This is a genomic window from Paraburkholderia acidicola, assembly GCF_002362315.1.
Classification (GTDB): Bacteria; Pseudomonadota; Gammaproteobacteria; order Burkholderiales; family Burkholderiaceae; genus Paraburkholderia; species Paraburkholderia acidicola.
On the sequence record NZ_MTZV01000002.1, the window covers coordinates 381,947 to 406,541 of the forward strand.

Annotated in this window: 19 protein-coding genes; all 19 read right to left on the reverse strand. The window is 61.5% G+C overall.

Translation table 11 applies throughout. The features are described 5' to 3' along the window. Positions 1-136 precede the first annotated feature (136 nt). A complete protein-coding gene (locus tag BWP39_RS03765) occupies positions 137-940 on the reverse strand; it encodes an FRG domain-containing protein (protein ID WP_096717010.1) in 804 nt (267 codons plus the stop codon). 29 nt (positions 941-969) lie between these two features. Beyond that, complete coding sequence (gene phnN / locus BWP39_RS03770; protein ID WP_096717012.1) at positions 970-2,742, reverse strand: phosphonate metabolism protein/1,5-bisphosphokinase (PRPP-forming) PhnN; 1,773 nt, start codon at positions 2,740-2,742, stop codon at positions 970-972. 5 nt (positions 2,743-2,747) lie between these two features. Beyond that, entirely contained in the window at positions 2,748-3,584 is an 837-nt protein-coding gene (nadC, locus tag BWP39_RS03775; protein ID WP_096717014.1) for a carboxylating nicotinate-nucleotide diphosphorylase, read from the reverse strand. Between the two features lie 49 nt (positions 3,585-3,633). Beyond that, positions 3,634-4,365: an ABC transporter permease gene (locus BWP39_RS03780; protein WP_096718525.1), complete on the reverse strand. Its 732-nt coding sequence runs from the start codon at positions 4,363-4,365 to the stop codon at positions 3,634-3,636. A 29-nt stretch (positions 4,366-4,394) separates the two neighbouring features. Further along, a complete protein-coding gene (locus BWP39_RS03785) occupies positions 4,395-5,144 on the reverse strand; it encodes an ABC transporter permease (protein WP_096717016.1) in 750 nt (249 codons plus the stop codon). Positions 5,145-5,163: 19 nt separating this feature from the next. After that, positions 5,164-6,021 (reverse strand): ABC transporter ATP-binding protein, encoded by an 858-nt coding sequence (locus BWP39_RS03790; protein WP_096717018.1) that lies wholly within the window; start codon positions 6,019-6,021, stop codon positions 5,164-5,166. Further along, positions 6,018-7,013 carry an ABC transporter substrate-binding protein gene (locus tag BWP39_RS03795; protein ID WP_096717020.1) on the reverse strand — a complete coding sequence of 332 codons (996 nt, stop codon included), beginning with the start codon at positions 7,011-7,013 and terminating at the stop codon, positions 6,018-6,020. The genes BWP39_RS03790 and BWP39_RS03795 overlap by 4 nt, the downstream gene beginning before the upstream one ends. Before the next feature lie 350 nt (positions 7,014-7,363). Further along, complete coding sequence (locus BWP39_RS03800) at positions 7,364-7,846, reverse strand: MarR family winged helix-turn-helix transcriptional regulator (protein ID WP_096717022.1); 483 nt, start codon at positions 7,844-7,846, stop codon at positions 7,364-7,366. A 155-nt stretch (positions 7,847-8,001) separates the two neighbouring features. After that, complete coding sequence (locus tag BWP39_RS03805) at positions 8,002-8,553, reverse strand: GNAT family N-acetyltransferase (protein ID WP_096717024.1); 552 nt, start codon at positions 8,551-8,553, stop codon at positions 8,002-8,004. A 4-nt stretch (positions 8,554-8,557) separates the two neighbouring features. After that, positions 8,558-9,106 (reverse strand): GNAT family N-acetyltransferase, encoded by a 549-nt coding sequence (locus BWP39_RS03810; protein WP_096717026.1) that lies wholly within the window; start codon positions 9,104-9,106, stop codon positions 8,558-8,560. A 4-nt stretch (positions 9,107-9,110) separates the two neighbouring features. Next, positions 9,111-10,445, reverse strand: a complete 1,335-nt coding sequence (locus tag BWP39_RS03815) for a TldD/PmbA family protein (RefSeq protein ID WP_207556582.1) — start codon at positions 10,443-10,445, stop codon at positions 9,111-9,113. Further along, a complete protein-coding gene (locus BWP39_RS03820) occupies positions 10,445-11,878 on the reverse strand; it encodes a TldD/PmbA family protein (protein ID WP_096717030.1) in 1,434 nt (477 codons plus the stop codon). Before BWP39_RS03820 ends, BWP39_RS03815 begins: the two co-directional genes overlap by 1 nt. Next, positions 11,875-13,503, reverse strand: coding sequence for an ABC transporter ATP-binding protein (locus tag BWP39_RS03825; protein ID WP_096717032.1), 1,629 nt, complete (start codon positions 13,501-13,503; stop codon positions 11,875-11,877). Before BWP39_RS03825 ends, BWP39_RS03820 begins: the two co-directional genes overlap by 4 nt. Then, positions 13,503-14,615, reverse strand: a complete 1,113-nt coding sequence (locus BWP39_RS03830; RefSeq protein ID WP_096717034.1) for an ABC transporter permease — start codon at positions 14,613-14,615, stop codon at positions 13,503-13,505. Before BWP39_RS03830 ends, BWP39_RS03825 begins: the two co-directional genes overlap by 1 nt. Continuing rightward, positions 14,569-15,621 carry a microcin C ABC transporter permease YejB gene (locus BWP39_RS03835; RefSeq protein ID WP_096717036.1) on the reverse strand — a complete coding sequence of 351 codons (1,053 nt, stop codon included), beginning with the start codon at positions 15,619-15,621 and terminating at the stop codon, positions 14,569-14,571. Before BWP39_RS03835 ends, BWP39_RS03830 begins: the two co-directional genes overlap by 47 nt. An 8-nt stretch (positions 15,622-15,629) precedes the next feature. Continuing rightward, a complete protein-coding gene (locus BWP39_RS03840; RefSeq protein ID WP_096718527.1) occupies positions 15,630-17,561 on the reverse strand; it encodes an extracellular solute-binding protein in 1,932 nt (643 codons plus the stop codon). 232 nt (positions 17,562-17,793) lie between these two features. Beyond that, a complete protein-coding gene (locus tag BWP39_RS03845; protein ID WP_096717038.1) occupies positions 17,794-20,508 on the reverse strand; it encodes a TonB-dependent receptor in 2,715 nt (904 codons plus the stop codon). Positions 20,509-20,888: 380 nt separating this feature from the next. Then, a complete protein-coding gene (locus BWP39_RS03850; protein WP_096717040.1) occupies positions 20,889-23,651 on the reverse strand; it encodes a TonB-dependent receptor in 2,763 nt (920 codons plus the stop codon). 357 nt (positions 23,652-24,008) lie between these two features. Further along, positions 24,009-24,584, reverse strand: a complete 576-nt coding sequence (locus BWP39_RS03855) for a helix-turn-helix domain-containing protein (protein ID WP_096717042.1) — start codon at positions 24,582-24,584, stop codon at positions 24,009-24,011. Positions 24,585-24,595 lie beyond the last annotated feature (11 nt).

Consider the following 24,595-nt stretch of genomic DNA (forward strand, 5'->3'; position numbering starts at 1 on the left):
CCTCCGGCAACGGGCACCGGCGAAGGCGGGATTGACGGGAACACTATACTGTATGTTTATACAGTTTTCTACCCTGCGCGAGATGGGGGTATTCGAAACAGGGGGAAACCGCCCTGCCAGGCTGAAAACCGGTCGCTCAGGCCACGTCCGGCAAACCCTTCGCCGGGCCGCCCGGCCAGACCATCTCCAGTTCGAGCGCAATCGACCGCGCGAGCCCTTCCATATCCGGAAACAGTGAAGCGTTCGTAATGTTCATCCGGTACAGCGACCGCATCGCGTCCTCGCGCACCGACGACGGCAGCACGATCTTGCGCAGCAGTTCATCGTCGCTCGAGTAGTTGTTGACGATCTCGTCGAGCGGTTTTTGCAGCAGCCCCGGCAGCACGAACGTACCGGCCTGCGCGATCAGGCGCTGGTCCATCTCCGACGGCTCGCCGAACCAGATCACCGGGTTCTTGTCGGTCAGGAAGAACTTCTCGAAGTTGCCTTTGCGGCGCGGATCGATCATGTCGCGCGTGAGATGCGGAGTCGTGGTCGGGTAAGCGCGGTTGGTCCATAGCGCGGGCGTGTTGACCGCGAAAATCGCCGCATCGGAGACCGCTCGTTCTAGCGCGAAGAACGCGGCGACGTAGGGCGATTTCGTGAAATCGAGCAATCGGGTCGGTGCGCCATGATGCTGCATCAACCCGAGACAACGCAGATCGTCGGACAGCGCACGCACGTCGGACAGATAGTTGTGCGCCTTGCGACGAAAGATGCGGATGGCGCGCTGCTCCTGGATGCGCCACGTCGAGCGATCCGGCACGAAGGCCGCGAGGTAGCGCGACAGCGAACTCTGCAGCAGCCAGTTCGCGTCCTGCTGGCCGCGAAACGCCCATCCGTCCAGTTCGGCTGTCAGATTCATGAACTGCTGCCAGCTCGACACCACGGTCGTTTTCACTTCGATTTCCTCATCCGGTCATTCATGCTTCACTCTATTCGATATCCCGTCTGCAGCGTGGCCGCGGCCAGCGTCGCGGCCCGATCGAGTGCGGCTGCGTCGTTCGCGTGAATCAGATACAGCGTGTCGCCGGCAGCCACCGTCTGGCCGACGCGGCACAGCAGGTCGATGCCCGCGCCGGCATCGGCGGGCGCGCCGGCCTCGCGTGCAATGCCCGCAATCGACCAGCCGTCGATCGATGTCACCGTGCCGCCGTGCGCAGCCCGCACCGCCTGCGCGCGCGCGCCGGGCAGGACAGGCTGCGCATGCCGCCCCTGTGCATCGACGATGCGCTCGAACGCCGCGCGCGCCGCGCCGCTCGCCAGCAATCCGGCAGCGATGCGCCGGCCCTCGCTCACGTCGCCGACGCCTGGCGCCCATGCAAGGATATGCGCCGCAAATGTCAGTGCCTTGTCGCGCAGATCGGCGGGCGCATTGTCGTCGTTGTCGAGCACGAGACCGACGTCGCGCACTTCCAGCGCCGGGCCGATGCCACGGCCGATCGGTCCGCTGCCATCGGTGACGAGCGCCCTCACCTGCAAGCCTACGCCTGTGCCGACGTATTCGAATAGATCGCCGAGCGCGCGCGCTTCGTCGGCGGTATGCAGCTTGGCGCGCGGCCCGTACGGCAGGTCGACGATCACATGCGTCGATCCCGCCGACACTTTCTTCGACAGAATCGACGCCACCGACCAGCGGTTCGTGTCGAGCCCGAGCGGTCGCGTGAACGCATTGATACGATCGTCGATCAGCGAATGATTGAGCCGGCCATTCCACGCGATGCAGGCGCGCGCCTCTTCGACGCAGCGACGCACTTGCTGCGCGGTGAGATCGACACGCGCGACGGTTTCCATCGCGTCGGCGGTGCCGGCTGCGGATGTGATCGCTCGCGACGATGTCTTAGGCATCGCGAGACCATATGCTGCGACGATCGGCACGACGATCAGCGTGATACGGCTACCGGGAATACCGCCCATCGAATGCTTGTCGACGACGATCGGCTCGTGCCATTCAATGCGCGGCATCAGTCGCGCCCGTACGCGTGCGAGCCCGAGCACTTCGGCATCGGTGAGATGACTGCATGCGTGCAGCAAAAACCGGTCGATCTCGCGGTCGGGATAACGCAACTCGAGAATGTCGTGCAGCAGCGCCTCGTATTGCGTTTCATCGAGCGCCTCGCAGGCGAGCTTCGCGCGCAGCAGCGGTTCACTGGCCGGAGGATTCGCGGCATGTTCGAGCGCTGCAATGAAGCGCTCGATGCCCTGCTCCAGCGTGCCGTCGTTGATGACGCGCCAGGTCTCGACATCGGCCGCGTGCGGCGCGACTTCGCGCTGCACCCTGAGCCGCACCTGCTCGGGCGTTTCGCGGCCACGCGCGAGAATGCGCGCCGCCAGCACGTCGGCCGGCGCGCTCACTTCGATTACGACCAGCCGTGGCACGCGTGTCGCCAGCTCGGCGATCATGCTGCGCGAGCCATTGGCGATCACATGACGACCTTCTGCGAGCAACGTTAGCAAGTCGCTTCGCAAGCCATAACGCAAACCATGCGCGGACCACGTAATCAGAAATTCGCCGCGTTGCTCCAACTCGGCGAACGTGGCTTCATCGAGCGCTTCGTGATCTTCGCCGGGTGATCCGGCCGGCCGGGTAATCGCGCGCCGCGCGAAATAGAACCGGCTGTCCAGACGCCGCGCGCCTTCGATCAGCGAGTCCTTACCGGCACCGCTCGGACCGACCACGAAGAAGAAGATGCCCGTCGTCACGACGGCTACTCCGCATCATCCAGACCGATGTCGACGCACACCGCCGCCTGGTTGATCTTGCTCGTAGAGATGTAATCGACGCCGGTCTTCGCGATGGCACCGATGGTCGTGAGGTTGATCCCTCCCGAGGCTTCGATCTGTACACGCCCACCGACCATCTCGACCGCACGCGTCATCTCTGCGACCGACATGTTGTCGAGCATGATCACGTCGACGCCCGCTTCGAGCGCTTCGCTGACCTGCTCGAGACGATCGCACTCGACTTCCAGCTTCGTCAACACCGGCAGTTGCCGGCGGGCGCGCTGCACGGCCTTTGCGATGCCACCGCACACGGCGATATGGTTGTCCTTGATCATCACGCCTGTGTCGAGACCGAGCCGGTGATTCAATCCGCCGCCGCACGTCACCGCATGCTTTTCGAGCATCCGCAGACCTGGCGTCGTCTTGCGCGTATCGATCAGACGCGCCCGGGTGCCCGCGATGGCCGCCACGTACTGCGCCGTCAGATTGGCGATGCCGGAGAGCCGCTGCACGATGTTCAATGCCGTGCGCTCGGCGGTGAGCACGCTGCGCGCATTGCCGCGCACGTCGAGCAGTACCGTCCCCGGATCGACCTTGTCGCCGTCCTTCACGCGCACGACGACGTCGAGCGTCGAGTCGTAGCGCCGGAACACGCGCGCGGCAACATCGATGCCGGCGACGATCAGCGGTTCGCGTGCATTCATGTAGAACGCACCGGTCTCGTGCGCTTCGATCATCAGTTGCGCGGTGAGGTCGCAATAGCCGATGTCCTCGGTCAACCACAGGTCGATCAGGCGGTCAGTCTGGAATACGTCGTACATGGTGTCCCTACCTCTCTTGACGGAAATGGATTCGATCGTACATAGCCACTCAGCGGTGTTTCAGGCGCCGGTCGGCCATCATCAACAGACCGTTGCACGACAGCGCGAATACGGTCAGAAACAGCGCGACGGCCATGATCGTGCGGATATCACCGAGATTCATCGCGCTCGTCAGCAGATAGCCGAGGCCGCGCTGTGACGCAAACATCTCGCCGATCAGCACGCCCAGCAATGTCAACGAAAAACCGAGCCGCAGGCCCGAGACGATTTCGGGGAAGATGGCCGGCAGCACGACATGGACGATCGTGCGCCATGCCGACAGTCGCATCGTTTTCGACGCGCGCAGGTACACCGGTCGCATCTGACGGATCGCGTTCATCGTGAACATCAGGATCGGAATCAGGCCGTGCATGACGCCGAACGCGACCTTTGCCGACAGGCCGAGCCCGAACACCAGCAGCACCAGCGGATACAGCGTCACCTTCGGCAACGAGTACAGGTTCAGCAGGATCGGTTCGGCGACGAGGCCCGATAAACGGTTCACGCCGAGCAGCACACCGAGTGCGACGCCGCCCGCGAGCGCGATGACGAGCGCATAGGCGAGCGCGCGTGCCGTTTCACCGACATTGCTCCAGAAAGTCGCCGTACCGAGCATGCCGAACAGCGCCTGCACGGTGCTCCACGGCGAACCCATCGAACTGTCGCCGACCGCCCAGTGCAGACATTGCCAGCACGCGACGATCGCCACGAAGACCAGCAGCGCATCGGTGAAGCGCCTCATGACGGTTGCTCCCATGATGATCTGTGACTTCACTGCTGCCGCCGCGCCTGGAACCGGTGATCGATCCGGTTCAGCACGACGTTGACCAGTGTGACGAGCACCAGAACGAACAGCATCAGCGAGTACATGTCGTCGTTCTGGAAGTTGTTGTACGCATAACCGATCGCGTAGCCGATACCCGATCCGGACAGGATGAACTCCGATGCGATCACGCCGATGAACGCATACGCAACCGACAGTTTCACACCGGTGAACAGGTACGGCAGCGTCGCGGGCAGCTTGATATGGATCGCCGAGCGCCATGGCGACAATCGCATCACCTGGGCGCTCTTGTGCAGCGCGCGTGGAATCCGGTCGAGCCCGTTGAGCGTCGCGGTGATCATCGTAACGACGGCGAGCATCACGGCAATCGCGATGATCGGCAGCGAGCCGACGCCGAGCAGCACGATAAAGACCGGATAGAAGATAAACGTCGGTACCGCGTAGTAACTCGCCAGCAGCGGTTCGAGCGGCCGACGCACCGATGGCAGTGCGTGCAGCACGAGCCCGAGCGCGAAACCGAGCAGCACCGACACGACAGATGCGGCCACGATGTCGAGCAGGCTCGTCACGATATCGCGATCGAACTTGCCGCCGCGCAACATCTCGATGCCGTGCGTCACCATCGCCGACGGTGGCACCAGCACCGCAGCGGGGATCACGCCGGTGCGGCACAGCAACTCGACCAGCGCGACAAACCCGGCAACGACGACAAACCGTACGACAGTTTCGGTTTTCACTTCGAACTCCTTCGTCCGGTCAGTGCATGCCCATGACCTTCAGCGATTCGACCCGCAACTTTTCCCACAGGCGCGCGTTCACTTCGCCGAAGCGCGGTGTCGATACAACGCGACTGTCGCGCGAGCGCTCCCAACCGGTTTCGACGATATCGATGAACAGGCCCGGCCGCGCCGACATCACACCGACCCGGTCGGACAGCATCGCGGCTTCGTCGAGCGCGTGGGTGATCAGCAGCACGGTCGCCGACGTTTCGCGCCACAGGCGCAGCAGTTCGTCGCCCATCAAGAGACGCGTCTGCTGATCGAGTGCGCCAAAGGGCTCGTCGAGCAGGATCAAACGCGGCTGGATCACCAGTGTGCGCGCAATGCACACACGCTGCCGCATACCGCCCGACAGTTGCGCCGGATACGCGCCCGCAAAATCTTTCAGACCCATGAAACCGAGCGCGTAATCGACCCGTCGCGCGATCTCCGCACCGTCGACACCCGCCATGCGCAGACCAAACGAAATGTTGTCGCGCACCGTCAGCCACGGGAACGACGCGTCTTCCTGGAACACGACGCCGACGCCGTCGGGCACACCCTTTACCGGTTGCCCCTCGAATGTGACGGTGCCGGAACTCGGCTTCGCGAGACCGGCGAGCGCATCGAGCAAGGTCGACTTGCCGCAGCCCGATGGCCCAACCACCGAGAAGAATTCGCCCTTCGTCAGCGTGAGATCGATCGGCCCCAATGCATGAAAGAGCTCTTTCGAGCCGTTCTTGTTGAAGTAGCGTGTGACGCCGGTCAGCTCGACATGCGCTTCTTGCGGCACGGCCGCCCGCGCTGTCGATGTCTCGACAATCTGCAACGCGGGCGTCGCATTCCACGCTTTCATAGCTTGCTCCTCGCTTTGAGGTCGGCGGGCAGGAAGCTCGTGTCGACGAGTTTCGACCAGTCCACGTCGCCGTTCAGTTCACCGATCAACTTGAGACCGTCCGTCATGCGGTCGAGCTCGACGCGATCGAATTCGCCGGTGCTCCACATGTGCGACTTGACCATATTGTCGACCGCTTCGCGCGCGACGTCAGGCGTGAGCTTGAAACTCGTTTCGAGCAGTTTCGCGGCGCCGGCCGGATCGGCATACGTGGCATCGACGCCCGCGCGGCGCCCAGCGATGATCGCGCGCAGTTCGTCGGGATGGCTCTTCGCGAATTCGCGTGTGGTGATGCCGACGGAGGTGGTCATCGGCTGCAGGATGTCGCCGGCGCGATAGACGGTACGGTACTTGTCCTTGCGAATGATCGACAGCGGCTCGATCAGCACGGCACCCGCTACGGCGCCCTGCTCGAGCATCGTCAGGCCGTTCACGTAACCGCCGGACGCGACGCGCTGCACCTTGTCCGCATCGACGCCTTTGGCTTTCAGCACCATCAGCAGCAGCATTTCGGAGACGCCTTTCGGCGACGTGATCGCGACTTTCTTGCCAACGAGATCGGCAACGCTGCGTACGTTCGTGTTCGGCATCGTCACCATCGATGCTTCCGCGACGCTGCGCGTGCCGACGTTGACGATCACCAGATCGAGACCCTGACGTTGCGCGGCAAGCGCCGCGGCCACCGCGACTTCGCCGTACGGCGTCTTGCTCGCGAGGATATTGCGCACCGTCGTACCGCCGCCGCCCGACGTGAGAATGCCCGTGATATCGACGCCGGCTTTCTTGAAGAGCCCCTTGTCCATCGCCACCGCATAGGGCAGCCCGTAGAGACTGCTGCCCCACTGCGTCACCGAGATCTCGTCGGCGTGTGCGACGGCCCCATGCAGAGCGGCCGCTGCCATCACCAACGATGCACCGAACGTCGCGCAGACCCGTTTGAGGAAACACTTCATGTATAGCACTCCAGGCGAGGGAACCGGATGGGGACTCCGATGGCTATAGAAGCTCTGCACCGCCGACGCGCTCGATCTGGTAGTGAAATGAGCGTACACACGGTAATTGCAAGATTAGTTGCAATGAGCATGCCATGGTTAGAGGTGTTTACCCGTGTCCGAAGTAACGTCGAACTCGGATAAAAAATCTTTTAAATTCAGCATATTAAAAACATTCAGAAAGTGCATCGAGGCTGACATCGCGCTTTCCATCGGTACCGCGACGCACCACTGAAAAACATGTACACACTATAAAAGCGCACCATTGCAAATCGTCCCGAGGTTGGTGCAGCGCATCTTGCGCCAGGTATCTACTCGCCGTCGGGACCACATAGCTTGCGCAGCAGATGCAGCACCGCGACGCGCTCGACGGCATTGAGGTCGCTCATCGTCAGTTCGCTGATGCGCGCGGCCGTCGGTGTGGTCTGTTCGAGCAGCGCGTGCCCACGTGTGGTCAGTTCGACGATGCTCTTGCGACGGTCGTCGGGGCTACTCTGCAACTCCACGAGCCCACGCGCCTGCAGACGCTCGATGATGCCGCGCACGGTTGCCCCATCGATCGCAGTCGCCTTGCCGAGATCGCTCATCGACGATGGCCCGAGCCGGCGGTTTGCGCTGAGCACGGCGAATTGCACCGCGGTAAGCTGCGGGTCGTCGATGGTCTGGCTGAAAATGGCGAGGTGCCGCTGATAGGCGCGGCGCAGCAGATGCCCGATCTGCTCCGAGAATTCATAGCCGGAAGCGTCGAACTGCGCCGGTGCGATCGGGTCGGGAAGAGACTTGGGCGGCGCCATGATCGGTCGTGATCTCGCGGAAGTAGATGAAGGACGCAGCGGCAATCGATGCCCGCAACGTCCGCGCCATTCTACAAACTTTCCGCGTGGGGCCTGTGCCGCATTTGCAGAGGTGCGTGTCAGGAATGCGGGGGACTCGCCCGGCAATGGGGCAATCAGACTACCGCGACGAGGGGCGGTGCATCGACGAAACGCGCCATATGCAATGCATCGGCAAGCACGCCGTCCTGCATCGCATAACCGCGCGAACGGCCTTCCTCGACAAAGTCGAACTTGCGATACAACGCAATCGCGGCCGCATTGTCGGCGAACACCATCAGTTCGAGCCGGCGCAAACCGAGCGAGTGGTCCGCGCAGTCGATCAGCGCCTGCATCAGCGCCGTACCGACACCGCGCCCGCAGTACGCGTCGTCCACCGCGATACTCAACCCCGCCCCATGCGCGCGCGTCGGTCGATATGCGCGCAACCCGCCATGCCCGACCACCCGACCGTCGAGCACGGCGCAGATCGAGGTGCTCCCGCGCGGCCAGCGCTCCAGCCAGGCACTCATCACTTCGGCACTGCGATAGCCGGTTGATAGCGTGCCATGTCGCACGCCAGGTTGACTGAGAATCGCGGCGACCGCTGCCATGTCTTCCGGCTCGCAGGCTCGCACTGTCACGCGGCTGCTTGTTGCCGCTTCGTTTTGCACCGTGTCTTCGTTCATCGTGCTAACCCGCGGCAAACGGCGCCGGTTCACGCAACCGGGCCATGAAACAGTTATCGATCAGCACGCCATCGCGCAGCACCGCACCGCGGTGCCGGGCTTCGATCTCGAAACCGAACCCGCGATACAACGCGATCGCCGCGTGATTGTCCGCGAACACGTGCAATTCAACGCGGCGCAGACCCAGCCAGTTGTCGGCGATATCGAGCAGTTCGGTCATCAGCACACGGCCAATGCCGCGCCGATGCCAGGCATCGTGCACACCGATGCTGATCGATCCAGAATGCGCGCGACGCCCCTTGTTAGGTGTCAGTCCCGCTTCGCCAACCAGCGTGTCACCGATCGTTGCTGCAATTGCGATCTGCGACGCATCGGTCTTCTCGATGTGTTCACGTCTGCTGGCGAGCGTCGCGAAAGGTTGGAGCGGATTGCCGCGCATTGACGCCGGCAACTGCAGCAACGCATGAAGCTGTTCTGCATCCGCCGGGCGCAGTGCGCGCAGCGTCAAACCTTCGGGCAGTGGTGTGGATGTCGTGTCGACCGGTTGATTCATAGGCTCACAAAGTCAGTTCGAACGAACGCACCAGCGCGCCAGGCAACTGCATGCCACCGGTCGCGCGTTCGCCGTAGGTCGAGTCGCTCAGCAGCAGTTCTGGCTGCGCGCCAAGTGCTTCGAGCTGATCGCCGAGTACGTGGTACAGGCTGTCGTCGAAACGCATTGCATCGAGCGGCGCGACGATCTTGCCGTGTTCGACCCAGAAGGTCGCGAAACGCGTCATACCGGTCAGACGACAGTTCATCGGATCGGACACGTTGACGTACCAGAGATTGCCGACATACAGGCCCGTGTCGAGCGTCGCCAGCACATCGTCGTCGGGCAGGTCGCCTGGCAGCATCGACAGCGTAACCGGTGCTTCGGATGCGAGTGCGCCGTTCGGTTGCAGGCTGTATTCGCGCGCGCTGCGTGCGTTGGTCAGGCGACCAGCACTGCGTCCCGCGTCGATCAGCGGCACGCTTTCGCGCACGTAGCCGTCTTCGTTGAAGGCCGGCGTAATGCCAAGGTCCAGGTCTTCGCTGAGCGTGACGCGTGGATCGAGTGCCGCTTCGCCCGCATGCAGCTTGCGCAACACACTGCGCGAGGTTGCGTGCGCACGCGCGGAGAAACCGCTCCACGAGGCCACGCCCAGCAACTCTTCGAGCGCCGCCGGTGCAAGCCACGCTCGATAGCCGCCAGGCGACAACGCATGCGGCGTCAACGCGAGCACCGGCAACCGGGCCGCAGCCTGTTCGACTTTCTGTGCGAATACCGCATCGCTCCAGTCGTCGCCGGTGTAAGTCGTCTTGATCGCGCGACCGCTCGGGTCGTACAGCGACCAGCTGAAATTGAAGCTATCGACTTCGTACCATCCACGGCTACCACCTGTGGATGCAAAACCGCGCACGATCGTCCCACCCGCGTAGAACCCTACGAAATCGAGCCCCTTCGCACATTCGGCCACAGTACGGATGAGCGCCTGCGGATCAGGCAGATGACCCGAGCGGCGCGTCACGCGCTGCCATTGCGTCGTATCGAACAGCAGATGCGGATCGTCCGCAGCATCGCGGAGGCTGTCGCGCAACGCGGCCAGCGCGCTGCCAATCGCCTCGAGATCCTGCTGCACGTCGCCGCATACCGTGAACGTCGAATACGCCTGGCGCGCTCCGTCGATCAACCGCAGCGTCAGCTTGCCCTGCGACACGCTGCCGATCTGCCGCACCTTGCCCGCATTGAAACGAACAAAGTCAGACTGCTCGGCGACGAACGAACTCAGCGTCGTTTCCGCTCCTTGCTGCAAACCTTCGATTTCATCGGCGAGCCGCGTGAAATGAGCCTGCCAGTCGCGCTCGCTCATCATGCGCCTCCGAATACGTCGACGTTGCTGAAGACGCAGGCCGGCGACGCGTGACCCACACGTATGATCTGCATCGGTTCACCCTTGCCGCAGTATGGTGTGCCGTACACGCCACGCGTTTGCGCATTGCCCACTGCGCTCAGACTGCGCCAGAAGTTCGCCGAAATGCCGCGATAGTTCGGCTGCTTCACCACCTGCGTGAGCTTGCCGTTTTCGATCAACTGACCAAACTCACAGCCGAACTGGAATTTGTTGCGATGGTCGTCGATCGACCACGACGTATTCGTGCGCATCATGATGCCGTGCTCGATGTTGCCGATCATCTCGTCGAGCGAACTGGTGCCCGGTTCGATGTTCAGGTTCGCCATGCGATCGATGGGCGGACGGTTCCAGTTGGACGCACGCGAATTCGCGACACCTGGCATCTGTGCACGCTGTTGCGACAACGCCCCGCCCAGCGGCCGCTCGAGCACGCCGCCGCGGATCAGATACTGCTTGCGCGCTTCAGTGCCGTCATCGTCGAAACCATAGGACGCTGCTTCTTCGCGCAGCTCCGGATCGAACGTCACGTTCAGCAGATCGGAACCGTAGCGATACGAGCCGAACATCTCCTGCTTCACGAAGCTCCAGCCCGCGAAGTTGCGCTCGTCGCCGAGGATGCGGTCCAGCTCGAGCGGATGACCGATCGACTCGTGGATCTGCAGCATCATCTGGTCGGGCATCAGCAACAGGTCGCGCGGACCGGAAGGACAGTTCGGCGCGGCCAGCAGTTGCAATGCTTCGTCGGCGACGCGCGCACCGGCACCGTCGAAACCGAAACGCGCCAGTACCTCGAGGCCGCCTTGGGAAAGCGTGCCGTAGCTGCCGAGCGTACGCACCTGCGTATCGCCGTCCGCGTGCGCAGCGGCGCTCATGGCCGGCAGCAGGAAGCGGAACTGCTGATCGATCCGCACGCCTTCGCTGGTGATATAGAGCTGATCGGTATGCGTGATCTGCACACCCGCGATGCGCTCGACGATGCGCGCATCGAGATTCGCGCTTGCGCATTCGTGACGAAGGAGGTCCAGCCATTCGGCGCGGGACGGCAACGCCTGCTGCAGATTCGGCGATGCGTAGTGGCCGCTCGCCGCGGGCCGCGCCACCTCGCGATGATCGATCAACGATAACGCCGCGCTTGCGTGTGCCCGTGCGGTCGCAATATCGAGCGCGGCCTGCAATCCCGCTGCCGACAGGTTCGCTGTCGCCGCGTAACCGGCACCCGCGCCGACCCAGGCAGTCAGCATCGCGCCACGATCGCGGTTCGTGCTGAGCGGCTGTGCGACATCGTTGCGCACTTCGTGATCTTCGATCTGTTCATCGACGACCCGCAGCGACCAGAAGTTGGCCTCGCTATGTAGCGCGCGGGCGGCCTGCGCCCAACGTTCGTCAATCATGCGGTGGTCCTGGAAGAAGCCGGCTGGTTGATCAGTGACGACGCCAGCAGCGACTGGGTATAGGGATGCGACGGCGTGCGCAGCACATCGAGCGTATCACCTGCCTCAACAATGCGCCCTGACTTCATCACGATCACCCGATGCGCCATCGCGCGCATCACCGCCAGATCGTGTGTGATGAACAGATAGCTCAGCTGGTACTTCTTCTGCAGTTTCGTCAGCAGGTTCAGCACCTGCTTCTGGATCGACACGTCGAGCGCACTGGTCGGTTCGTCGAGCACGAGCAGTTCCGGTTCCACGGCCAGCGCCCGTGCAATCGCGATCCGCTGCCGCTGGCCGCCCGAGAACTCATGCGGATAGCGCACCATCGATTCGGCCGGCATGCCGACTTCCTCGAGTAGCGCAGCAACCCGTCCGCGCCGGTCCTTCGGATCGATATGCGCATGGTGTACGGCCAGCCCCTCGCCGATGATCTGTTCGACGGTCATGCGCGGTGAAAGCGAGCCGAACGGGTCCTGAAACACTACCTGCATGCGCGCGCACAGTTCCCGGCGCTCGCGGCTCTGTCCTGACTTCGGCAACGGTATGCCGTCGATGCGGATCTCACCGGTCGCAGGCCGCTGCAGCCCCAGCACGGTCGCCGCCAGCGTCGATTTCCCGGAGCCCGACTCGCCAACGATACCCAGCGTTTCTCCACGTTTGAGGTTCAGATCGAGTTCATGCACGGCGCGGAACGTCGCGCGGCCGAACATCGAACGCCAGCCTTTGGCGGGAATCCGATAATCGATCGCGAGTCCTTCCACATCGAGCAGCGTGCGCGCGTCAGGTTCGATGGCATCGATTGCGCGCTGCGGCTCGCTGTCGAGCAGCCGCTTCGTGTACGGATGCTGCGGGTTCGAGAACAGTTCTTCGGTCGTGTTGGTTTCCACCAGCACACCCTTTTCCATTACCGCTACGCGCTGGGCGAAGCGTTTGACCAGGTTCAGGTCATGCGTGATCAGCAGCACGGCCATGCCGCGGTCGGCCGCTTCCTGCTCCTGCAGGTCGATCAGCAGGTCGACGATCTGCTGGCGCACGGTCACGTCGAGCGCGGTGGTCGGCTCGTCGGCCAGCAGCAGGCGTGGCCGGCACGCGAGCGCCATCGCGATCATCGCGCGCTGGCGCTGGCCGCCCGACAACTGGTGCGGAAAGCTGTCGATCCGCCGTTCCGGCTCGGGGATACCGGTGCGTTTCAGCAGTTCGATGCCGCGCTGGCGGGCCGCATTGGGTCTTAAACCTTCGTGCAACCGCAGGCTCTCCGCAATCTGCTTGCCGATCGTATAGAGCGGGTTGAGCGCAGTCATCGGCTCCTGAAACACCATCGCCACATCGGCACCGCGGATACCCCGCATCTGCTGCTCGGTCTTCTGCAGCAGGTCATCACCGTCGAGCAGGATGCGCCCGCTCAGTTCCGCCTGCGCGACAAGCCGCAGGATGGACAGCGCAGTCACGCTCTTGCCCGAGCCCGACTCACCGACCAGCGCGACACGCTCGCCACGTGCGATGGAGAGGCTTAGTTCCTGCACCGCAACCTTGTCGCCAAAGCGCACCGAGAAGTGGTCGATTTCCAGTAGAGATTGAGCCATCACTTGCCTCCGCCGAATGCCGAACCACGCATGCGCGTGTCGAGCGCATTACGCAGCGCATCGCCCATGAAGGTCAGCAGCAGCAGCGTGATCACCAGCGCCGAGAACGCCGAGATCGAGATCCACCACGCATCGAGGTTGTTCTTGCCCTCCTGCAGCAGCTCACCGAGGCTGGGTGTGGGCGGTGGCACGCCGAGACCCAGGAAGTCGAGACTGGTCAGCGACAGGATGGCCGCGCTCATGCGGAACGGCAGGAACGTGATGACCGGTGTCAGGCTGTTAGGTAGCACGTGGCGCCACATGATCTGCCAGTTGGTCAGGCCCATGGTGCGGGCTGCCTTCACATAGTCGAGCGAGCGGTTGCGCAGGAATTCGGCACGTACATAGTCGGAGAGGACCAGCCAGCCGAACATCGACAGCAGGATAAACAGCAGCCACAGCGTCGGTTCGAAGATCGAGGCGAAGATGATCAGCAGGTAGAGGTCTGGCATCGAACTCCAGATCTCGATCAGGCGCTGGCCGATCAGGTCGGTGCGTCCTCCGTAGAAGCCCTGCACGGCCCCTGTCAGCACCCCGAGCAGGACACCCGATACCGTCAGCGCAAGCGCCATCAGCACCGACAGCCGGAACCCGTACAGCAGGCGCGACAGTACGTCCCGCCCGAACTGGTCCGTACCGAGCCAGTTAGTCGCCGACGGCGGTGCCGGAAACGGGTGCGCGGCGAAGTAATCGATGGTGTCGTAGTGGTAGTGGTTCGGCGGATAGATCGCGAAGTTACCCTTCGATTCCAGCCGCGAGCGGATGTACGGATCGAGGTAATTCGCGCGCGCCGGGAAGTCGCCGCCGAACACCAGCTCCGAATAGTCCTTCACGATCGGAAAGTAGTAATGGCCTTCATAGCGCACGACGAGCGGACGGTCGTTCGCCAGCAGCTCGCCAAAGAGGCTGATGACAAACAGCGCACCGAAGATGATGAGGCTCCAGTAACCGAGCCGCTGCTGTCTGAAGCGCCACCATGTGCGCCGCCACGGAGAAGGTGACGGCGCCTGGGTGACGACCGCGGACTCAGTGGTCCATGCGGTTGAACTGGATGCGGGGGTCGACGAGGACATAGCAGACGTCAGCAATAAGTTTGGTTACGAGGCCGATCAGCGTGAACAGAAACAGCGAGCCGAGCACCACGGGATAGTCGCGGCGGATCACCGAGTCGTAGGACAGCTGACCCATACCGTTGAGCGAGAAGAGCGTTTCGATGAGCAGGTTGCCGTTCAGGAAGGCACCGACGAAGGCGGCGGGCAGACCCGTCAGCAGCGGAATGGCCGCGTTGCGCAGCACGTGCTTCCACAGCACGTCACGCTCGGCGGCCCCCTTGGCACGCGCGGTCAGCACATATTGCCGGCCGATCTCCTCGAGGAAGGTGTTCTTGGTGAGGATCGTGACGATCGCGAAGTTGCCGACCACCGAGGCAGTAACCGGCAATGCGATGTGCCACAGATAGTCGAGGATCTTGCCCGCGACGCTCAGGTCGCTGAAGTTGTCGGAGGTGATGCCGCGCATCGGGAATACCTGCCAGAACGTGCCGCCACCGAACAGCATGATCAGCAGCACGCCGAGCACGAAGCCCGGTATCGCGTAACCGGCGAGTACCAGTACGCTCGTCACCGTGTCGAAGCGCGAGCCGTTGCGTACCGCCTTCGCGATCCCCAGTGGCACCGATATCAGGTACGTGAGCATCACCGTCCATAAACCTAGCGTGATCGACACGGGCAGCTTCGAGCGGATCACGTCCCAGACGCTGTCGTGCTGGTAGTAGGACTGGCCGAGGTTGAAGGTCGCGTAGTTCTTGAGCATCAGCACATAACGCGTGAGCGGCGGCTTGTCGAAGCCGAACTCTTTCTTGATCTGTTCGATCTGTTGCGGATCGACGCCCTGGCTACCGTGATAGCCGCCACCGCCCGACCCCGCCTCTCCGCCACGGCTGGTGCCGTGGCGGAGTTGCATCATCACCTGTTCGACCGGCCCACCCGGCACGAACTGCGTGACGACAAAGGTCAGCGTGACGACGCCTAGCAGCGTGGGCACCATTAACAACAAACGTCTGAGTATGTAGGTGAGCATGCTGTTCCTCAGTTAGCTGCAGGTCCGGAAGCGCCGACGGCCGTGGCCGCAGCGCCCGGCGTCTGTGCCGGCTTCAGGTACCAGTAGTTGATCACCCAGTCTTCATACTGGTACGAATTGGGCACGATCTTCGGATGGCCCAACGTATTCTTGTAGCCGATCCGCGCACCTGGCGAGTAGTACTGCGGCACAAGGTAATACGAGTAGATCATCACGCGATCCAGCGCGCGCGTCGCCGCTTCCAGATCGTCGAGCGTGGTGGCGCTCAGTGCGGACTTGATCAATGAATCGACGGCTTTCGAACGGATGCCAGGATAGTTCTCCGATCCCACCTCGGAAGCCGCCGCGCTGCCGAAGCGACGCGTCAGCTCGATACCGGGAATCGTCACCGGTGGGTAGATAAACGTGGTCATGTCGTACTCGAAATTGTCGAGCCGCTTCTGATAAAGCGCACTGTCGATTTCGCGGAAGTTCGTCTGGATGCCGAGATTGCCGAGCGCCTGCATGTACGGCAGCGTCAGGCGGTCCATACCAGGTTGGTCGTCCATGAACTCGATCGACATCGGCGTGCCGTTCGCATCGCGCAGTGCGCCGTCGCGATAGTGCCAGCCGGCCTGCGAGAGCAGATCACGAGCCTGCTTCAGGTTGTCGCGCAGCGTGTGCGGTGGAATAGTGTCGGGCTGTTTAAGCATCGGGCCGAAGGCTTCCGGCGGGATGCTGCCGCGCAGCGGTTCAAGCAGCGCCAGTTCCTTCGGCCCCGGCATACCGGTTGCGCCGAACGGGCTCGCCTCCCAGTAGCTGTTGGTCCGACGGTACTGACCGTAGAACATCATCCGGTTCATCCAGTCGTAGTCGAATGCGAGACCCAGCGCACGACGCACGCGTGGGTCCTTGAACATCGGCTTACGCAGGTTGAACAGGAAGCCCTGCATCTGGGCCGGGCCGTCGTCGAATTCACCCTTCTTCAGCAAGCCGTTCTTGAAGTTCTTGCCGACGTACTTGCGCGCCCACTGCGTCGCGCTGTATTCGACATCCACGTCGTCGTTGCCTGCCTTGAAGGCTTCGAGTTTCGTGTACTGGTCGAGATACAGCCTGAAATTGATCCGCTCGAAGCGGAACATGCCGCGCCTCGTCGGCAGATCCGATGCCCAGTAATTCGGGTTGCGACGATAGGTGATCGCCTTGTCGTTCTTGCGCGATTCGATCAGATAGGCGCTGCTTGCGATCGGCGGCGACGTCGCAATCTGGTCGAACGGTGGACGCGTGCCGTCCGGGCGCATGCCCCACTTCGGCGAGAAGACCGGCAGGTCACCGGCAATCAACGGTGCGTCACGCTCGGCCTGCTTGAAGTCGAAACGAATTGTGTTCCTGTCGATTACTACTGCGCGCTTGATCACCGAGAACTGCGCGCTAAAAAGCGGCGAAGCCTGCGGGCTTTCCAGCGTATCGAAGGAGTATTTGACGTCGGCCGCGGTAATCGGATCGCCGTTCGAAAAACGTGCGGCCGGATTGATGTGGAATGTCGCCGAGGTTAGATCGGGAGCGACCTGGACGTCGTCTGCGATCAACGCGTATTCGGAGGCGAGTTCATCCCAGCTACGCTGCATCAGCGTATCGAACATCAGGGTCTTGATGTACGGCGCAGGCGAGCCGCGAACGATGTAGGGATTCGTCGAGTCGTAGCTTTGCGCTTCGTCGTAGTTCTGGAAATTCAGGGTGCCGTGGATCGGCACATCCGGATCCGCGTAGTCGAAGTGGGTGAAGCTGGCGGGGTATTTGGGCTGGTCGTACTGCGAGATGCCGGCGCTCGCCTGAACCGGGACCGGCGCGACGCCAAGTAGGGCCAGCGCCGTCAGAGCAGCAACCAGCGCCGGGGCTCGACGCCCACGTGCTGTGGTTGCAGGCCGCGTGCGTGACGGCCGGAACTTCACGAATTTCATCATCTGCCTGCTTGAAGACGCACAGCGGCTTGTGGCCGAAGTGCGGTTCGTCAACGACGCGACGGCAACCCGAGGGTTGTCGCTTGAGTCACTTAGGTGCCTGAGTGCGACACCTTACTACGGCGCCTTAGTCTGCGCGCCATGCTGTTGAAACAAGACGACCGCTCCAGGTCTCAAGGCGCGAGACCGGAGCGATCTGTTCACTACACCAATGCACTACAGGCTCAAAGGCCTAGAACTTGTAGGTTGCGCCGATCTGCAGGTAACGACCCATGTACGTGTACAGCGACTGGTCGTAACCGGTTTGGTCGGTGGAGTTGAGCCACAGCGGATCATACGGGGGCGCCCTGTCGAAAATATTGTTGATACCGCCGTAGATTGTCCAGTGCTTGAAGCCCGTATAGGCCACGTTCAGGTTGAACTGGCTAAACGACGCAGTGGAGTAGTTCAGACCCAGTGCGTTCGAGTACGGCCCCGTATATTGCCATTGCAGATCGGCCGTGAACTGGTGGTACGCCCACGACAGATCCGTATTGCCCTTCCAGCGCGGGAACGAACCGCCGAACGGCTGCGCGAGCGTCTGATCGTTACCCGCTCCGTCCACCGTCGAGGACAGACCGCCAATCCCGTTCATCTTGAAGTGCCACACATACGTCCAGTCGGCCGACAGCTTGAACGTACCGACCTGAGTCGGCAACGACTGCGAGAACGTCGTTTCGAAGCCGTCCGTATCGAACGAACCGAGGTTTTCGTACGTGTTGAGCATGTACGCGATCGAACCATCCGGGTTGAGAACGGTACCGGTCGGATCGATCGTGGTGCCGATCGCCTTGTCGACGTGAATCTTGTACCAGTCGAAGCCGACGTCGGTCGTACGCGTCGGCGACAGTTCGAAGCCGATGTTGTAGTTCTTCGTCTTTTCCGGCTGCAGTGCGGGGTTACCGCGGGTCACGACGTTTTCGTTCTGGCCATTCGGACCAACCGGCTGGATGCCGATGTTGGACGAATTGGTATTCTCGAGGAACTCCGGTGCACGGAAGCCACGGTTATACGACGCGTACGTGGTGAACTGCTGGATCGGCTGGAACCGCAAGGCGAAGCGCGGCGAGAACGCGCCGCCGAAGTCGCTGTAATGATCGTAGCGGCCCGCCTGGCTGAACGTCAGCATCTTGTTGATCAGCGGGATATCGATCTGGTAGTAGGCGGCGGCGATGTTGCGTTCGCCGTTCACCGTCTGAAGGTTCGGGTTCAGTATCCCGCCGTTCATCGTGGCGCCGTCTTCCTCGATCAGTTCGCTCTCGTGCAGGAACTGCGCACCCAACCCCAGGCCAACGTCACCGGTCGGGATGTGGAACAGGGCCGGCGTCGACAGGGTTGCATCGAACGCATCGAGTTTCGAGATCCCCAGGTTGCTCGACTGAGTCACGACACCGTTCAGGCCGTTCGGCGTTAGCGACGGGTTCGCAAAGTCGTACGTCCCGTTCTGCAGCGCCGCGGTCAGACCGGCGGGATTGATCCGGCCTCCTTCCACATTGCTGACGCTGCTCTGCGAATGGGTGTACCCCAAGTTCCAGTCCCAGTCATCCTGGTACAGCGAGAAGGTGCCCTTCACGCCTGTTCCTGCGCGCCAGAAGTTCGAATTCGTCCTGACGGGAATCGTGGTCGGCAGGGCAGCAAAGATCTCCTGAGCGATGCCAGTCGTGTTGTACGGATTGGTGGCCGGAACAATCGACGAAAACGGACTGACCGTCTTCGTGGCCGGGTTGTACGTGAGTCCATTGCCGATCGCTGCGTTGCCGTTGTTCGTGGTCGTCGTGTTGTAGCTTTCCCACAAATCGGCGTACGCGGTGGTCTGGTCGTTGATCTTGAAGTCGGCGTGGATCTTCGTGTTGAAACGCTCGGTCATCGGCTCGATCGACGCGTCTTCAGACGTATTCCTCAGGCAGACGTTGCCGGAATTGATCGACCCTCTTTGCGACGCGATGATGCTGGTGCTGAAAGGCGTAACCGTGCCGCCGGCGCAACCAAACGGTACGGAGGCGACACCATTGGCGGGGTTCAGGAAATACGTCGGGTACTGGACGCTGCCGCCAAACGGCTTGTTGGTAAAGTCGCCGTCTTTCGTCGTGTCGCGATCGGCGAGCGTATAGCCGTTCGATTTGTAATAGCTGGCCGTTGCCGTGACGTTAAAACCGTCCGACGCCAAGTTACCGAAGCCACCGAGAATACCGAACTTGGTTGTACCCGCACCGCCTTGTGTTGCACCACCGTAGCTGCCGTCAAGCTGCAAGCCCTGGAAATTGTGCTTGGTAATGATGTTGACCACACCACCGATAGCGTCCGAGCCGTACTGCGAAACTGCACCGGTCTTCACGACTTCGATGCGATCGACGATGTTCAGCGGAAGCGTGTTCAGATCGAAGAACTGGTCCGAGCCGTTAACGGCGAATGCGAACGGCGCGACCCGCTGACCGTCGACGAGCACCAGCGTGTACTTTTCGCTGAGTCCGCGCAGTGCGATGCCGGAACCGCCCGCAGCGAAGCTGTCCGCGGTGGATTCACCCCAGCTGTTGGCCGAGTTGGCCGAGATGGTGCGCAGATAGTCAGAGACGCTCTGTGCGCCGGAATCCTGGATCTGCTTCGGTGTGACGACCTGGACCTGCTGGAACCCCGTCTTGTCCGCCTGTCGAATCAGCGAGCCCGTCACTTCGAATGTCTTCAACTGCTGGACCTTGCCCGTGCCGGTCGCAGTGCTCGTCGTGGTATCGGTGGTCGGTGTCGGTGCCGCCGTCGCCGTCCCGGATGGGACAGACGGTGCTGCAGCCGCAGTCCCCGTCGACGCTGCCGGTTGACTCTGCGCAAACACAGGTCCGGCGACTGCAGCCGATAACGCCAGCTCAGCCCAGATTATTCGCTTAACGGCTAACGCCAATGCACGCTGTTTCATTTTTCCCCTCTTGCTTGTCAGTAGGGCCACTGCTCATATATGTGAGGAAAGGTCTCGTGGATCTTTCCCATCGATTATTGCGGTCTCGCACTACACCCATCTACAGCATCCTGCTTACCTGCCAGACACCACATGCCTGAACGCCATCAGTGCGACGATGCTCGTTCCTGCAGCGCGATCACTGGAACTTCATCGTTCTTATCGTTGCTCTCATCAGGGCACGTGGCGACGACGTCTGTCGCTATCGGTCGCATCACTCGATGCGTCGCATCGAATCTGCAGACTCTGGTTATCGTCGGGTCAAAAAAAAGATCGCTCCAGCACCGCAGGCCAAAGACTACGAAACCGGAACGATCGACCCTAAACCTGGCTACTCCACATCAGAACTTGTACGTAGCCCCAACCTGTGCAAAGCGCCCGATGTACGTGTACAGCGACTGGTCATACCCGTTCTGATCCAGCGTCGAGTTGGCAAACAGCGGATCGTACGGAGGCGTGCGATTGAAGATGTTGTTGATGCCGCCGTAGATCGTCCAGTGCTTGAAGCCGGTGTAGGACATCGTGAGATTGAACTGGCTGTACGAGCCGACCCGGCTCGGCAACACCGGGTCCGGCTGCGCGTTCTGCGCGTACGGTCCTGTGAATTGCCAGGTCAACGCCGTATCGAACTTGCGATATTCCCAGTCCAGTGTCGTGTTGCCTCTCCAGCGCGGGAAGCTGCCGCCGAACGGTTGCGTGATCGTGAAGTTGTTGCCGGCGCCGTTGACCGGGCCCGAAGGTGTGCCGAGCTTGAACTGGTTGACGTAGGCCCAGTCGCCCGACAGCGTGAACGTACCGACCTGCGTCGGCAGTGCCTGACGGAAGGTGGCGTCGAAACCGTTGGTGTCGAGGTAGCCGAGGTTCTCATACGGGAACACTTCGTAGAGAATCTGGCCGTTAGCCGGATTCGTGACGATCTGCTGCGGCGTCAGTGCTTCGCCGATCACGTGGTCGACGCGGATCTTGTACCACTCGAGACCGAGGTCGGTCGTACGGGTCGGCGAAATCTGGAAGCCGAGGTTGATGTTGCGCGTGCGCTCAGGCTGCAGGTCCGGATTGCCCGACGTAATCGTGGTGACCGGACCATTCGTGAGCTCCTGGATACCCAGCGACCGCGACGTCGCGTTTTCAACGAACGTCGGCGCGCGGAAACCGCGGTTATACGAAGCGAACATCGTCAGCGCCTGAACCGGCTGATAGCGCAAGGCGAAGCGCGGCGAGAACGCACCGCCGATATCGCTGTAATGGTCATAACGTCCGGACTGGCTGAACGTCAGGTTGTGGATGATTGGAATGTCGATCTGGTAGTACACAGCCGCAACGTTGCGATTGCCTTGTACGTTTTCCAGATCCGGATTGGCGATCTCACCACTCAGATATTCGGCGCCCTGACCGAGGAACTCGCTTTCGTGCAGGAACTGCGCACCGAAGCCGAGGCCAACATCGCCGGCCGGCAGATGAAACAGGTTCGGCGTCGAAATCGTTGCGTCGACGGTATCGAGCTTCGAGATCCCGATGTTATTCGCTGTCGTGTACAAACCGTTCAGGCCGTTAGGCGTAGAAGACGGATTCGCGAAGTTGTAGATGCCGTTCTGAAAGACGTTAGTCAGTACGTTCGCATTCAGGACGTTCGAATAGGTATTGGAGACCTCGCTCTGCGAGTGGCTGTACGACGTCGCCCAGTCCCAGTCGCCATACGGCGCGGTGAACGAACCCTTCACCCCGGTGGAAAACCGGAAGTAGTTGGCGTCTGTTTTCTCGGTCGCGGTGTTCGGGAAGGCATAGGTGAGTGCCGTCGGAACACCGTACGGGTTGTACTGGTTGCTCGCCGGCACCGTATTGTTGAACGGAGTGAGTGCGCCACCCGGCCCGAGCAACAGCGTCGGCGTCTGCGGGCTGCCGGTGATGTTGTTCCAGAGGCCATCGTTGGTCGTGGTCTGGTTGTGGCTTACCCAGATATCGGCGAATGCCGTCGTGGTGTCGTCGATCTTGAAGTCGCCATGAACCTTCAGGCTTAGACGCTGCGCTTCAGGAACGATGGACGTGCTGTTCGCCGTGTTGTATCCGCAAACCGTCCCTCCGGTCGTGCTCGATCCGAGGAAGTTGCTCCCAGCCGGATGAACGGACCCGCCGAACGGGCAATTGCTCAATGCCTGCGCGCTCTTGTCAGGCAGGTTCCAGTACGACGGCGCGAGCAGCGAGAAACCGCCGGGCTGATTCGTGAAGTCCTGGTTTTTTGTCGAGTCGCGATCGGCGAGCGTCGACCCCGCGTCCTGGTAAACGCTACCGGCAACCGTGATGTTGTAGCGGTCCGCGTTAAGGTCGCCGAAGCCACCCAGCACGCTGAACTTCGTCGTGCCATTACCACCGCCGCTAGCAGCCGTACCACCATAGTTGGCGTCGAGTTGCAGACCCTGGTAGTTGTGCTTCGTGATGATGTTGACCACGCCTGCAATAGCGTCCGAGCCGTATTGCGACACAGCACCGGTCTTGACGATTTCGATCCGGTCGATGACGTTGAGCGGCAGCGTGTTCAGGTCGAAGAAGTTGTCCGTGCTGTTCGAGAAGAACGCAAACGGTGCGACGCGTTGACCGTCCACCAGCACCAGCGTGTATTTTTCGCTGAGGCCGCGCAGCGCCATACCCGAAGCACCCGCGGCGAAGTTGCCGGACTGGCCTTCGCTCCAGCTGTTAGCCGAGTTAGCCGCGGTATCGCGCAGGAAGTCGGCGACGGTCGAGGCACCGCTCTTTTGAATGTCCTTGGCCGTGACCGTTTGCACCGCCTGGAATCCAGTCTTGTCCGCCTGACGGATCAGCGAGCCGGTCACTTCGAAAGTCTTGAGCTGTTGAACCTTGCCGCCACCCGCCGCAGTGCTGGCAGTACCGGCTGCCGCAGGCGCGGTCGCCGTAGCGCTTGCTGCCGGCGCCGTCGTTACTCCAGAGGCTGCAGCCGGTGCTGCCGCTGCGGTAGCAGTTGTGCTTTCCGTTGATGTTGCGGTAGCCGGCTGGCTCTGCGCAAATACCGGTGCAGCAACAGCAGCTGATAATGCCAGTTCGGCCCAGATTATTCTTTTGACGGCCAACGCCAATGCACGCTGTTTCATTTTCCCTTCTCGCTTGTCAGTAGGGCCACGTCAGTATGTGAGGAGAGGCCTATGACCTCCTCCACTCGATAGGCGGCGATCGTGCGCCGCGCTTTATTGAAGTTGCCCAACGTATCTACCGCTTGCCACACCCCTGTGAGCGGATAGATAAACAAGGCACTTCAGTTTTTTTAAAATCGCACTACTAAGTTATTACAAAATATTGAATTAATTCTTTCTAATGCATTGCTATATAGCTAAAATAGCCAGCAGCATAAGTGCTTTATCCACTACTTCTCGTAGTGGAAATCGTCACAACATTAAGGAATGCTTTCATGGTGGTGTGATGCAACAACAGCTGGCTCTGCGAACCTGCAACTAGAACAATCCCGGTGTCCCTACCCACACGAGCACGGCCTCTTCGCCGGCTGTATTCGACCACGCGTGTGGCACCGTTGACTCAAAGTGCGCGGTATCCCCTGCTTCAAGTACGAACGTCGTATGCTCAAGCGTGAGCGATATCTGGCCGCTCATCACATACAAAAACTCTTCGCCTGCTCGCGTCGTCACTTCCGACGACGTTTCTCCGACCGGCATCCTGACCAGAATGACCTCCAGCTGGCTGCCGACGGATAGATTCGTCAGCCGTCCAAACAGGTTGCCGGTACCGGAAAATCCAAACAGCTTCAGTTCTTTGCCCCGACGCACCGATCTTGCTTCGGTCGGTGTGTCGATGAAGTACTGCACCGTAACGCCCAGCGCGGCGGCAATGCCGACCAGCGAGGAGATAGACGGCGTCGCGTGACCGCGCTCTATCTGCGACAGAAACGATTTCGAAATGCCCGCTGCCGTAGCTGTTTCATCCAGCGTCCACTTAAGTCTCTGACGGAGTGCACGGATCTTTTCGCCTAATGCTGTCGTAACTTGTGTCTTGTTATCGAATGGCAAAACCATAGCAAGTCAGA

Coding starts and splice junctions, on each gene's coding strand:
- nadC (WP_096717014.1), bottom strand. CDS start 3,584: ATGTACGACGTATTCCAGACTGACCGCCTGATCGACCTGTGGTTGACC.
- BWP39_RS03780 (WP_096718525.1), bottom strand. CDS start 4,365: ATGAGGCGCTTCACCGATGCGCTGCTGGTCTTCGTGGCGATCGTCGCG.
- BWP39_RS03790 (WP_096717018.1), bottom strand. CDS start 6,021: ATGAAAGCGTGGAATGCGACGCCCGCGTTGCAGATTGTCGAGACATCG.
- BWP39_RS03795 (WP_096717020.1), bottom strand. CDS start 7,013: ATGAAGTGTTTCCTCAAACGGGTCTGCGCGACGTTCGGTGCATCGTTG.
- BWP39_RS03800 (WP_096717022.1), bottom strand. CDS start 7,846: ATGGCGCCGCCCAAGTCTCTTCCCGACCCGATCGCACCGGCGCAGTTC.
- BWP39_RS03805 (WP_096717024.1), bottom strand. CDS start 8,553: ATGAACGAAGACACGGTGCAAAACGAAGCGGCAACAAGCAGCCGCGTG.
- BWP39_RS03810 (WP_096717026.1), bottom strand. CDS start 9,106: ATGAATCAACCGGTCGACACGACATCCACACCACTGCCCGAAGGTTTG.
- BWP39_RS03815 (WP_207556582.1), bottom strand. CDS start 10,445: ATGAGCGAGCGCGACTGGCAGGCTCATTTCACGCGGCTCGCCGATGAA.
- BWP39_RS03820 (WP_096717030.1), bottom strand. CDS start 11,878: ATGATTGACGAACGTTGGGCGCAGGCCGCCCGCGCGCTACATAGCGAG.
- BWP39_RS03825 (WP_096717032.1), bottom strand. CDS start 13,503: ATGGCTCAATCTCTACTGGAAATCGACCACTTCTCGGTGCGCTTTGGC.
- BWP39_RS03830 (WP_096717034.1), bottom strand. CDS start 14,615: ATGTCCTCGTCGACCCCCGCATCCAGTTCAACCGCATGGACCACTGAG.
- BWP39_RS03835 (WP_096717036.1), bottom strand. CDS start 15,621: ATGCTCACCTACATACTCAGACGTTTGTTGTTAATGGTGCCCACGCTG.
- BWP39_RS03840 (WP_096718527.1), bottom strand. CDS start 17,561: ATGAAATTCGTGAAGTTCCGGCCGTCACGCACGCGGCCTGCAACCACA.
- BWP39_RS03845 (WP_096717038.1), bottom strand. CDS start 20,508: ATGAAACAGCGTGCATTGGCGTTAGCCGTTAAGCGAATAATCTGGGCT.
- BWP39_RS03850 (WP_096717040.1), bottom strand. CDS start 23,651: ATGAAACAGCGTGCATTGGCGTTGGCCGTCAAAAGAATAATCTGGGCC.
- BWP39_RS03855 (WP_096717042.1), bottom strand. CDS start 24,584: ATGGTTTTGCCATTCGATAACAAGACACAAGTTACGACAGCATTAGGC.